Consider the following 11,934-nt stretch of genomic DNA (forward strand, 5'->3'; position numbering starts at 1 on the left):
CCGGGTGCCGCTAAAAATTTTGCTCGTTCCTCACAAAATTTTCGGCTGCACCCGACCAAAAATGTGGTAGCCCTTCGGGCGGGCCATACGGGGATGACACAAGCAAGAAGCCCGGGTTGAGGTGTGTGCCCCGGCGGCACTGCCCGACGGCGCTGCGCGCCGAAGAACAGGCGCTGCGCGCCGGAAAGCAGGCGCTGCGCGCTCGGCCAAGCGTGGGCTGGCCCCACACTTGGCTAGCTCGGTGGGGCGGGGATCGGGTTCTTGGACAGGGCCTCGGCTGCCGCGTGCAGGTTCGACGCCATCGCCTTCCCCGTCGACACGGACCACTCATGCCCGTGGTCGGTCTGGGTGAAGTCCGGACCCGGCCCGGGCCCCATGTTCCAGTACGTCCACGCCTGACCCGGCACCGTGTAGCCGATGTCCACCAGCGCCCCCGACACCTCGCTGATCACGTGGTGCGCGCCGTCCTCGTTCCCCGTCACCACCACGCCCGCCACCCGGTTGTACGCCACCGGCCGGCCCTCGTCGTCCTTCTCCGAGATCATGGCGTCCATCCGCTCCAACACGCGCTGCGCCACCGACGACGGCCGGCCCAGCCACGTCGGGGTGGCCACGATCAGGATCTCCGACCGCAGCAGCTCCTCGTGGATCGCCGGCCACTCGTCGCCGTCACCCATATCGGTGACAACCCCCGGTGGCACGTTCCGGTCCACCACCCGGATCGGGTGAACGTCCACGCCGCGCTCGCGGAGGTCGTTCTCCACCACCGCGGACAGCAGTTCGGTGTTCGACCGCTCGGGCGACTTCTTCAACGTGCAGTGCAGGACGACCGCCCGCATCACTTCCTCCCCAGGGCCGCGCGGATCAGGTCACGCGCCCGGTCCATCAGGGCCACTGGCGGCCCGAGCAGCATGTTCGCCGCGGGGGATTCGACGCCGGGGTGCGGTCGGGTCGGTGCGATCACCTCCGCGGCCCGGACGGCCTTCGCCAGCGCGCGCAGCCGGTCGCCGTCGTACTCGGCGCGCAGCCGGGGGAACTCCTCCTGCTCCTCGTGCCGGGCGTGCGCCAGGACGTCGTCGCGCAGCTCGAACAGCAGGGTGTCGAAGCCCTCGGCGTCCGGGCCGATGTCGTCGAGGGTGGACAGCAGTTCCTTGGCCCGCCGCTCCTCCGCGACCCGGGCGTCCACGACGGCGTCACCGCCCTCGCCGTGCCGGGCGGCCGGGTGCACGATCTCCTCCTCGGCCGTCTCGTGCACCGCGAGCAGCCGGACCAGGCGGCGGAACGCGTCCTTGCGCGCGTCCCCGTGCGCGGCCTCGACCTCGGCGAACAGGTCGCGGATCTCGCCGTGCTGGCGGACCAGCAGTGCGATCACGTCTTCTTCGTCGTTCATGCACGGTGGGTTACCCACCCGCACACCGCCGAACCGGGCGTGGCCGGCGCCCCCCGAGAAGCGCCGGCCACGCACCGTCACCGCGACACGGTCAGCTCCCGCGCCGCCGCGTACTGCTCGCGCACCCACGGCGTCGGGTCGGCCTCGAACAGCTCCGAGGTCAGCTCCGACCAGTGCGGCGGCTCCTCCGCGCCGCTCACCGCCCACGCCGCCTGCCGAGCCGCCCCGTCCGCGACGTACTCGCTGGTAGCAGGCAGGAGGACCGGGCACCCGAACACCGCGGGCGCGATCGACCGCACGGCCGCCGACTGCGCCCCGCCGCCGATCAGCAGCACCCGTTCCACCGGCGTCCCCAACGCGCGCAACGCGTCGATCGCGTCGGCCAGGCTGCACAGCAGCCCCTCCACCGCCGCCCGCGCCAGGTGGGCGGGGGTGGCGGTGTCCAGGCGCAACCCGTGCACCGCGCCGGTCGAGTCGGGCTTGTTCGGCGTCCGCTCGCCCTCCAGGTAGGGCACCAGCACGAGCCCGTCCGCCCCGGCCGGCGCACTCAACGCCAGCCGGGACAGTTCGTCCAGGGACACCCCGAGCAGAGCCGCCGTGGCATCCAGCACGCGGGACGCGTTCAACGTGCACACCAAAGGCAGGAACCCGCCCTCGGCGTCGGCGAACCCGTTCACCGTCCCGCTGCCGTCGGCCACCGGAGCCACCGCGCGGGCGAACGCCGTCCCGGACGTGCCGACCGACACCACCACGTCACCGGGCCGGGCCTGCACGCCCAGCGCGGCGGACGCGTTGTCCCCCGCGCCCACGCCGAACCGGCCCGCGACCAGCTCCGCCGGACCCAGCACCGAAGGCAGCACCGGCACCTTGCCGAACGCCAGCTCCAGCAGCTCCGGCCGGTAGTCCTCTGTGGACGGTGACCAGTACCCGGTGCCGCTGACGTCACTGCGGTCCGTGGTCAAGGCCTCCAACGAAGAACTACCGGCCAACCGCCAGGTCAGCCAGTCGTGCGGCAGGCACACCGCCTCCGTCCGAGCCGCGTTGGCGGGCTCGTTGCGCGCCAACCACCGCAGCTTGGTGACGGTGAGCGAGGCGACGGGCACGTTGCCCACCGCCTGCGCCCACTTCTCCCGGCCGCCCAACTCCTCGACCAGGTCCGCCGCCGCGCCCGCCGACCGCGTGTCGTTCCACAGCAACGCGGGCCGCACGACCTCGCCGGAAGCGTCCAGGCACACCATCCCGTGCTGTTGCGCCGCAACGGAAACCGCCGCCACGTCGTCGACCCCGCCGGCCGCCCGGAACGCCTCCTGCAACGCGTCCCACCACGCCGCCGGGTCGACCTCCGTGCCGGCCGGGTGGGCCGCCCGGCCCTCCCGCACCAGCGCACCGGTCTCGGCGTCGCGCACGACCACCTTGCAGGACTGGGTGGACGAGTCGACGCCCGCGACGAGCGTCATCCGCGCGCGCCCAACACGTGCTCCAGCGCCAGCTGGCCGAGGTGCACGAACCCGTACCCCCGCTCGACCGCCGGCGTGATGTCCTCGTCCGCCTTGATGAAGTCCACAATGGACTCACCGGGGTTCAGCGTGGACTCGGACAGTTCGATGACCCCGCTGGCCCGCAACGCCTCCTGCACCTCCGGGTCCGCCCGGAACGCCGCCACCCGCTCGCGCAGCAGCTTGTAGGTGCGCATGTTGGCCGCCGCGCTGGTCCACACGCCGTCGAGGTCCTCGGTCCGCAGCGGCTTGTAGTCGAAGTGCCGCGGGCCGTCGTAGCCGCCGTTCTCCAGCAGGTCGACCAGGAAGAACGCGGACAGCAGGTCGCCGTGCCCGAACACGAAGTCCTGGTCGTAGCGCGGGCCCTTCTGGCCGTTGAGGTCGATGTGGAACAGCTTGCCCTGCCACAGCGCCTGCGCGATGCCGTGCACGAAGTTCAGGCCCGCCATCTGCTCGTGCCCGACCTCGGGGTTCACGCCGAACAGGGGCTCGTGCTCCAGCGTGGAGATCAACGCCAGCGCGTGCCCGATGGTCGGCAGCAGGATGTCGCCGCGCGGCTCGTTGGGCTTGGGCTCCAGGGCGAAGCGGAAGCCGTAGCCCTGGCTCTCCGAGTACGCGGCGATGGTGTCCAGGGCCTCCCGGTACCGGTCGAGGGCGGCGCGGACGTCCTTGCCCGCGTCGACCTCGGAGCCTTCCCGGCCGCCCCACAGCACGATGGTCTGCGCACCCAGTTCGGCCGCCAGCTCCAGGTTGCGCAGCACCTTGCGCAGCGCGAACCGCCGCACGGTGCGGTCGTTGCTGGTGAACCCGCCGTCCTTGAAGACCGGGTGGGTGAACAGGTTCGTGGTCACCATCGGCACGACGAGGCCGGTCTCGTCCAGGGCCGCGCGGAAGTCGGCGACGCGCCGGTCGCGCTCCACCGCGTCCGCGCCGAACGGGACCAGGTCGTCGTCGTGGAACGTGATGCCCCACGCTCCCAACTCCGCCAGCTTGCGCACCGCGAGCGGGGCGTCCAGCACGGGGCGGGTCGCATCGCCGAACGGGTCGCGCCCCTGCCACCCGACGGTCCACAGGCCGAAGCTGAACTTGTCCACGAGGGCACCTCCAATAAGTTTGATGCCTGAACTTATCGCACGATGCCGCTATCCTCCAGTGGTGTCCCGACCGCAACCCGCGAGCCAGCACACCGTGCGACGGCACAACTCCGCCCTGGTGCTCGACGCCATCACCACCCACCCGGGCTCGTCCCGCGCGGCCGTGTCCACCCGGACGGGGCTGACCAAGGCGACCGTGTCGAGCCTGGTGGACCGCATGATCGCGGCTGGCCTGGTGGTCGAGGGCGAGGCGCAGGCCCGCCCGGGCCCGGGCCGCCGGGGCACCGCCCTGCACCCGTCCCCGGACGGCCCGCACGGCCTGGGCGTGGAGATCGGCGTCGACTACGTGGCCACCTGCCTGGTCGACCTGACCGGCCGGGTCCGGCACCGGGCGCTGCGCGCGAGCGACAACCGCACGTCCTCCCCGGCCCGGGTGCTGACCAAGGCCGCGACCGCGATCAAGAACGTGCTCAAGCGCAACGTGCCCATCGGCGGGGTGGGCGTGGCCGTGCCCGGCCTGGTGGAGACCGCGACCGGCATCCTGCGGGTGGCCCCGAACCTGGGCTGGGAGGAGGTCGACGTGCGCGGCGAACTGCGCTCCAGGGTCGCCCTCGACGTGCCCGTGCAGGTCGGCAACGAGGCGAACCTGGCCGCCCTCGCCGAGCTGTGGCACGGCCACGGCGACCAGGACTTCGTGCACGTCTCCGGCGAGATCGGCATCGGCGCGGGCATCGTCGTGGCGGGCGCCCTGTTCGACGGGGTCCGGGGCTTCGGCGGCGAGATCGGCCACCTCCAGGTCGACCCCAACGGCCCGCCGTGCCCGTGCGGCTCACGGGGCTGCCTGGAACGCCTGGCCGGCCAGGACGAGATCCTCAAGGCCGCCGGCTGCCCCACCTTCGAAGACCTGGTCCACGCCCTGCGCTCGGGCGACCCGTCCGCCGCCACCGCCGTGTCCGACGCGGCGAAGTGGCTGGCCACCGCCCTGTCCGGCGCGGTGAACCTGCTGGACCTGCCCACGGTGGTGCTCGGCGGCACCTACGCCCGCCTGGCCCCCTGGCTCACCGAACCACTGCAAACCACCCTCCGCACCCGCGTCCTGGGCGCCCGCTGGTCCCCCACCACCGTCCTGACCTCCACCCTGGGGCCTGAAGCGGCCGTGCGCGGCGCGGCGAGCACCGCCGTCCGGGCGATCCTGGCCGACCCGGACCCGTACATCACAGCGGCGCAAAGCTGAGCACGTCTCGCGCACAGGCACACTGGAACGTGGCCTGGACCGGTTCACCCGGATGCGCGCACCGGAAGCGGACCCGTCCAGAGCGTCGATCTGAAAGCCTGGACGGCGCCCCGGAACTCGGGGACCTTGGTCAGGGGGTGAACCGGTGCCGCGTGGAGAACGCCCGTTGGACGCGGGTGACAGCCCGCTGCTCAAGTTCGCGGCGGACCTGAGGTCGCTGCGGGACAAGGCGGGCGGGTACAGCTACCGCCAGTTGGGCGCGCGCGCCCACTACTCGGCCACCACGCTGTCCGACGCGGCCGGCGGCCGGAAGCTGCCCACGCTCGCGGTGACCCTCGCCTACGTCCGGGCCTGCGAGGGCGACGTGGCCGAGTGGGAGGACCGCTGGCACCGGGTGGCCGCCGAGGTCCTGCCCACGCCCCAGCCCGCCGCCGGCGAGGGCCACCCGCCCTACGCCGGCCTGGCCGCCTACGGCACCGAGGACGCCGAGTGGTTCTTCGGTCGCGAGCACGTCCTGGAAGACCTGGAGAGCCGGATCGCGACCAGGCGGTTCGTGGCGGTCTTCGGTGCTTCGGGCGCGGGCAAGTCGTCGCTCCTGCGCGCCGGGCTGGTCCCCCGCCGCACCGACCGGACCACCGTCACCACCCCGTCGCAGTGCGACTTCACCGCCGGCGACCTCGACCACGACCTCTTGATCGTCGACCAGTTCGAGGAGATCTTCACCCTCTGCCCGGACCCCGACCAGCGCGAGAGCTTCATCGACGCGCTGCTCACCGCCGAATGCCAGGTGGTCGTGGGCGTCCGCGCCGACTTCTACGGCCACTGCGCCCAGTACCCGGACCTGGTCAAGGCCATCACCGACGGCCAACTCCTGCTGGGCCCGATGGGTCCGGAGGAACTGCGCCAGGTCATCATGCAACCGGCGATCAAGGCGAACTGCACGGTGGAGACCGCCCTGGTCTCCCGCCTGATCGCGGACGCCACCGGCCAGGCCGGCGTGCTCCCGCTGCTGTCCCACGCCCTGCTGGAGACCTGGCGCCGCCGCCGGGGCACCACCCTCACCCTGGCCGGCTACGAGGCGGCGGGCGGCATCCAGCACGCCATCGCCCAGACCGCGGAACGCACGTTCACCTCCCTGGAGCGGCAGCAACGCGTCCTGGCCCGCCAGGTCTTCCTGCGCCTGACCGCCCTCGGCGACGGCACCGAGGACACCAAGCGGCGCCTCCCGCGGGCCGAACTCGACCACGACGTGGACGTGGACGTCGTCCTCGACCGGCTGGCCCACGCCCGCCTGCTCACCCTCGACCGGGACACCGTCGAGATCTCCCACGAGGCCCTGATCCGCTCGTGGCCGCGCCTGCGGAACTGGCTCAGCACCGACCGGGACGGCCTGCGCACCATGCGCCGGCTCACCGAGGCGGCGGCCACCTGGGACGCCCTGGACCGCGACCCGGACGCCCTCTACCGCGGCTCCCGCCTGGACACCGCGCTGGAGTGGACCTCCCGCGACGGCGTCCGCACCAGCGTCACCGAACGCGACTTCCTCAAGGCCAGCCAGGACGCCCGCGACGAGGAGCGCAAGCGCGACCACCGGCAGACCCGCCGGCTGCGCCAACTGGTCGCGCTGCTGCTGGTCCTGCTGCTGTTCGCGGGCAGCGCCGTGGTCCTGGCCATCCGGGCCCAGAAGCAGGCGGCCCAGGAGCGCAACCTGTCGGTGGCCCGCCTGGTCGCCAACGAGGCGCAGAGCAAGCGCGCCACCGACCGCCGCCTGGCCAACCACCTCATCATCGCGGCCTACCAGCTCAGCCGCACCGACGACCTGCGCGACCAGGTCCTCAGCTTCCACGCCGCGACCAGCCGCGACATGGTCAGCCGCTCGGTCTACCCGACCGGCACCACCGGCCCCGACGGCACGGCGCTGCCCAACGCCCGCGTGCCCTTCCCCGCCGACGACCACGTGTACAAGCGCCTGGGCGGCTACCTGACCCCGCGCAACACCGTCACCAGCGTGGCCGTCACCCCCGGCCAACAGGCCTTCGCCACCACCGCCGAGTCCCCGGACGCCCGGATCTGGGACATCACCGACGCCCGCAACCCGGTCCTGGCGCACACGTTCACAGAGCCCCTGATCCACGCCGTGCTCTCCCCCAACGGCCAGACGCTGGTGACCGTGGAGAGCCCCGCCCTGATCCGCATCTGGGACGCCTCCAACCCCTACGAGCCGGTGCTGCGCAGCACCATCACCAGGCACGACAGGGCCGTCAACGCCATCGCCTTCTCCCCGGACAAGGGCGACACCCTGATCACGATCGACAACCAGAGCACGGTCCGCCTCTTCGACATCGCCGACCCCTCGGCCCCGCACCAGATCGGCAAACTGGACGACGGCCAGGACGTCACCACGGCGGCCATCACCCAGGACGGCAGCACCCTCGCGGTGGCCGGCCGCTCGGGCACCATCCGCCTGTGGGACCTGCGCGCGAACCCGTGGGACCCGACCCGGCTCAGCACCTTAGACGCCCACCAGGACCGCGTCACCACCCTCGGCTTCCGCCGCGACGGCACCGCCCTGGCCAGCGTCGGCAAGGACAGCACGGTCCGGATGTGGGACCTGGCCTCGAAGCAGTCCCCCACCCAGCGCGGCCGGATCAGCGGCAACACCGACAACATCTACGCGGTCAGCTTCGGCGACGCCCCGGACTGGGTGACCACCGCGAACTCCGACGGCACCACCCGCTCGTGGGAGTTCAACCTGGACCTGGCCATCGCCAACATGTGCGAGACCGCCGGCCAACCCCTCACCCCCGAGGAATGGCGCCGCAACTTCAACGGGATCGCCTACCACCCGCCGTGCTCGTAGCCGGGCCTCACCCGCACGCCTGACTGGCGGCCGTCACGCACCGGTCCGATACTTAGCGGTGTGACCACTCCCCGTGACGAGGACCGCACCGACGCGCTCCCCACCTCCCCGATCCCGGGCGGGCCGCCCCCGGTCGGTCCGACGTCCGTGGACCGCCCGGAGAGCCGCCTGGACCCCGACATCCGGCGCACCGGCGCACCCGAGCCCGCCGGCACGACGAAGCTCAAGCCGACGAGGATCAGCGGCACGTGGGTCGCCGTCCTGGCCTCGATCGTCGTGCTGGTCTTCCTGCTGATCTTCATCCTGCAGAACCTGACCAGCACCACCATCCACTTCCTGGGCATCGCCGCCACCCTGCCGCTGGGCGTGGCGCTGCTGTTCGCCGCCATCGGCGGTGCGGTGATGGTGGCCCTGGTCGGCGCAGCCAGAATCCTCCAGCTGCGCCGCCAGGCCAAACGAGGGCTACGCGCTCCGAGTCGCTAAGCCGAACAGGATGCACCGTTCAGCGTGAAGCCGGTGGGTGTGACGTTGCTGCCCTGCCAGCTCGCCTGGAATCCGAACTCCACCGAGCCACCCGCCGCGATGGTCCCGTTCCAACCCTCGTTGGTCACCGTGGCAACCGCGCCGCTCTGCGACGCCTTGCCGTTCCAGGCGTTGGTGATCACCTGCCCGCTGGGGAAGGTGAACCGCAACGCCCAGCCCTGAACCGCGCTCACCCCCCGGTTGGTGATCTTCACCGAGGCCGTGAACCCGCCAGCCCACTGGCTGGACACCTTGTAGTCGACGTGACACGACACCGGCACACCGGTGGTCGTCGTAGTCGTGGTCGTCGTCGTAGTAGTAGACGTCGTGGTCGTCGTAGAGGTCGTAGGCGGTGCCCCAACCGGATCCGCGTACAGGATCCCCCGCCCGTTGGTCCCCAGGTAAACCCGCCCGTACACCCGGGGATCACCGGTGATCGCCTCACCCATGTTCCCGTACTGGTGCCGGTCGTCGTTGATCCGAACCCAGTTCGCCCCGACGTCGTCCGACCGGTAGACCCCGGTCGCACCACCCAGGCTCAACACCGCGTACAAAGCGGGGTAATCACGCCCAGCCGCCGCCTTGCCGAACCCGATGTTCACCGCCGATGCGACCCCGCTCACCTTCGACACGGTCGCCCCACCATCGACCGACCGGAACAACCCACCTTCACCGGCCAGCCACAGTTCCCCTTCCTTCCCCGGCACCGCGTGCAGCTTGGAGGCGGTCACCGAAGCCCTTGCCGTGAAGGAAACCCCACCGTCCACACTGGAGTAAACCCGCCCACCGGCCAACGCGTAGAACCGCCGCGGGTTCACCCGATCCGACTCCACCACAGCCCCCGCCGGCACCCCGGCCGACGGAGCCCACGAGTTCCCGAACCCAACGGCGTAGTGCACCGCCTCGCCACCGGGACTCCACACGAACCGCGAACCGTCCGCCGCCGCAGCAACAGTCCCGCCCCCGGTCACCCCACCCGGCTCGGACCCAGCGAACCAGTTGGCCCCACCGTCCGTCGAAAACGCCACGTGCGCCGCGCCATCGACGTTCCCCGACCGCACCATCACCGCCGGCGAGGCCTCGGCGTAGTCCAACGAGGTCGTCGAGGTGAAGTTCGGCTGCAAGAACATCATCGACGGCACCTTGGTCAAATCAACGTGCCGGAACCCACCGATGTCCCCCAACCCGCTCACCAGTGGCGCCCCGCTCGGCGGACTGATCAGGTCCAGAACGGCCGTCTCCTCCAGACCACCCACCACCGGCTTGATCGTGATCTGCCCGCCGGTGTCCCACTTGGTCAGGTCGGTCGTGCCGTAGATGGTCGCGCCGGTGCCGTAGAGCATCCGGTTGGAGTCGAACGGGTCGATCTCCATGGACTCGACCATCCACCCCAGCTTGGGCGTGACCTCCGGCGGCTGCGGGTTGGCGCCCCAGGTCAGCCAGGGCGCGGCGGAAACGTCCATCTTGTACCGGAAACTCCGGTTCGGGTACGAGGTGAAGTCCCAGGCCCGGGTCCAGGTGGCGCCGCCGTCCACCGACCGGAAGAGGATCACGTCCGGCCACCACGAGATCTGCGTGGAGACCATCAGGACATTGGGATTCTGCCGATCCACCGTGAGCCCGGAGTACCCGTAGTACGCGTCCGAGCTGGTCGACGGCACAGGGCTGATCCGCGTCCAGACCCCACCCACGGTGTCGAACTTCCACACATCACCCTTGCCACCGTCATACGGCCCACCGGTGTCACTGGTGGCGATAAACAAATTGGAACCGGCGAGCACTCCCTTGTGCGCGATGAACCCGGTCGGCTGCCCCGGAACCCGACTCCACGAGGCACCACCATCCACACTCCGGTAGACGGTGTTCTCCTTGTCCGCCACACCCACGTAGATCGTCCGACTGGGCGAACCCTCCGACGACCGCGGGTCGAACGTCACCCACACAACACCTTGGATGTCGTTGAGGTACCCGTTCGCGTCATTCGGGTCGGCAACGTAGTTGCCCGGGTTCGGAAAGGACGAGACCTGCCCCCAAGTCGCACCCCCATCGGTGCTGCGCCACAACCCCTTCCCGCTGGGCGCACCGAAATAGATCACCCGCCCGTCGTTGGGATCGACCGCGAGCCGCTCCCCCATCCCCCGCCCCGGCATGTTCCCGCCCACCTTGAACGGCAACTCCGCAACCTGCCAGGTGGCACCGCGGTCGCTGGACCGCAGGATGGCCCCGTTCCGGGGGTCCCAACTGTTGGTGTACATGCCCACCGCCGCGTACACCTTGGACGCGTTACTCGGGTCCGGGGCGATCGAGGCAACGCCGTTCCAGCCCCACCGGTCCCAGCCAACCCAGTCCAGCAGGGGAATCCACCGCCCGGACGTCTTGTCCCACCGGTACGCCCCACCGATGTCCGTCCGGGCGTAGATCAGGTCCTTCTCCGCCGGCGAGAACACGATCCCGGGCACGAACCCACCGCCCGCGATCTCGACGTTCTTCCAGTCGTACTGCTGCTCGGCCGCGGCAGCGGCACCGGCGGCGGGCTTGGTCTGGGTCGACACCAGCACCAGCCCCACCGCCGCGCACACCGCGGTCGCCACGGCCACCAGCCGCTTCACCACGAGTCGGGGTGCCATCGGTCAGCGCTCCTTTGCGCAGGGAAGGCGGACCACTGATGGCGGTCAGGTCCACACGGGTCGGTGCGCGAGCCGGCGTTCTGGGAGCGCTCCCAGAACCACACCGCTCGAACGTTAACGCCAGACGCCCACCCCGTCAACAGCCGCACCGCACCTACACTCTTCGGCACGCAACACCCTGCCCTTCGACACGCAACACCTGCCCTTCGGCACGCAGCGCCCTGCTCTTTGGCGCGCAGCGCCCGCTTTCGGCGCGCAGCGCCGTCGGGCAGTGCCGCCGGGGCACACACCCCAACCCGGGCTTCTTGCTTGTGTCATCCTTGGCGGCTCGCCCGCCGGCGAGGCTCTTTTAATCTTTAGAATTGCGCTTCCCCGCTCAACTCCACGCTTCGCGCGTGGTCACGCAACGCGCTCCGCTTCCGCAAGCTCCAACGCGCTTCGCGCTCTTGAACGCGCCGGCGCGCTCTCAGGACGAACGCGCTTCGCGCTCTTGAACGCGCCGGCGCGCCCTCAAACCCAACGCGCTGCGCGCTCTCAAGATCAAAAGCGGCGCTCGCCGCGCGGCAGGCCCCCGGGGGTGGAAGAGCGTCGGTTCGTCCCCCGCACGGCCTGCCGGAGGCAACCACGCTTCGGTCCTTTCCGCAACCGGTGAAGCGTGGTTGCGGAAAGGACCGAAGCGTGGTTGGGCTGCGCCCAGGCCGTACGGGGGAC

Annotated in this window: 8 protein-coding genes; 3 read left to right on the top strand and 5 right to left on the bottom strand. The window is 71.1% G+C overall.

The window, feature by feature from the left end; genetic code table 11:
• Nucleotides 1–233 precede the first annotated feature (233 nt).
• The 4 genes from RIN75_RS43195 to xylA form a co-directional block, all read right to left on the bottom strand.
• Nucleotides 234–839 carry an NAD(P)H-dependent oxidoreductase gene (locus tag RIN75_RS43195; RefSeq protein WP_309117915.1) on the bottom strand — a complete coding sequence of 202 codons (606 nt, stop codon included), beginning with the start codon at nt 837–839 and terminating at the stop codon, nt 234–236.
• Nucleotides 839–1,390, bottom strand: a complete 552-nt coding sequence (locus RIN75_RS43200; RefSeq protein ID WP_309117916.1) for a hemerythrin domain-containing protein — start codon at nt 1,388–1,390, stop codon at nt 839–841. Before RIN75_RS43200 ends, RIN75_RS43195 begins: the two co-directional genes overlap by 1 nt.
• A 77-nt stretch (nt 1,391–1,467) precedes the next feature.
• Nucleotides 1,468–2,847, bottom strand: coding sequence for a xylulokinase (gene xylB / locus RIN75_RS43205; RefSeq protein WP_309117917.1), 1,380 nt, complete (start codon nt 2,845–2,847; stop codon nt 1,468–1,470).
• Entirely contained in the window at nt 2,844–3,980 is a 1,137-nt protein-coding gene (gene xylA, locus RIN75_RS43210; RefSeq protein ID WP_309117918.1) for a xylose isomerase, read from the bottom strand. Before xylA ends, xylB begins: the two co-directional genes overlap by 4 nt.
• A 61-nt stretch (nt 3,981–4,041) precedes the next feature.
• Here xylA and RIN75_RS43215 point away from each other — a divergent pair, with 61 nt between their 5' ends.
• From RIN75_RS43215 to RIN75_RS43225, 3 genes are all read left to right on the top strand, one after another.
• Nucleotides 4,042–5,214, top strand: a complete 1,173-nt coding sequence (locus RIN75_RS43215; protein ID WP_309117919.1) for an ROK family transcriptional regulator — start codon at nt 4,042–4,044, stop codon at nt 5,212–5,214.
• A 145-nt stretch (nt 5,215–5,359) separates the two neighbouring features.
• Nucleotides 5,360–8,074, top strand: coding sequence for a helix-turn-helix domain-containing protein (locus RIN75_RS43220; RefSeq protein ID WP_309117920.1), 2,715 nt, complete (start codon nt 5,360–5,362; stop codon nt 8,072–8,074).
• 168 nt (nt 8,075–8,242) lie between these two features.
• Nucleotides 8,243–8,557, top strand: coding sequence for a lipopolysaccharide assembly protein LapA domain-containing protein (locus tag RIN75_RS43225; protein ID WP_309117922.1), 315 nt, complete (start codon nt 8,243–8,245; stop codon nt 8,555–8,557).
• Here RIN75_RS43225 and RIN75_RS43230 read toward each other — a convergent pair.
• Nucleotides 8,554–11,223 carry a cellulose binding domain-containing protein gene (locus RIN75_RS43230; protein WP_309117921.1) on the bottom strand — a complete coding sequence of 890 codons (2,670 nt, stop codon included), beginning with the start codon at nt 11,221–11,223 and terminating at the stop codon, nt 8,554–8,556. The genes RIN75_RS43225 and RIN75_RS43230 overlap by 4 nt on opposite strands.
• Nucleotides 11,224–11,934: the final 711 nt, after the last annotated feature.

This window comes from Saccharothrix sp. (genome assembly GCF_031180885.1).
Lineage (GTDB): Bacteria > Actinomycetota > Actinomycetes > Mycobacteriales > Pseudonocardiaceae > Actinosynnema.

Bases quoted from the DNA above. Each gene is read 5' to 3' on its own strand.
- RIN75_RS43195 (WP_309117915.1), bottom strand. From the start codon at position 839: ATGCGGGCGGTCGTCCTGCACTGCACGTTGAAGAAGTCGCCCGAGCGG.
- RIN75_RS43200 (WP_309117916.1), bottom strand. From the start codon at position 1,390: ATGAACGACGAAGAAGACGTGATCGCACTGCTGGTCCGCCAGCACGGC.
- xylB (WP_309117917.1), bottom strand. From the start codon at position 2,847: ATGACGCTCGTCGCGGGCGTCGACTCGTCCACCCAGTCCTGCAAGGTG.
- RIN75_RS43230 (WP_309117921.1), bottom strand. From the start codon at position 11,223: ATGGCACCCCGACTCGTGGTGAAGCGGCTGGTGGCCGTGGCGACCGCG.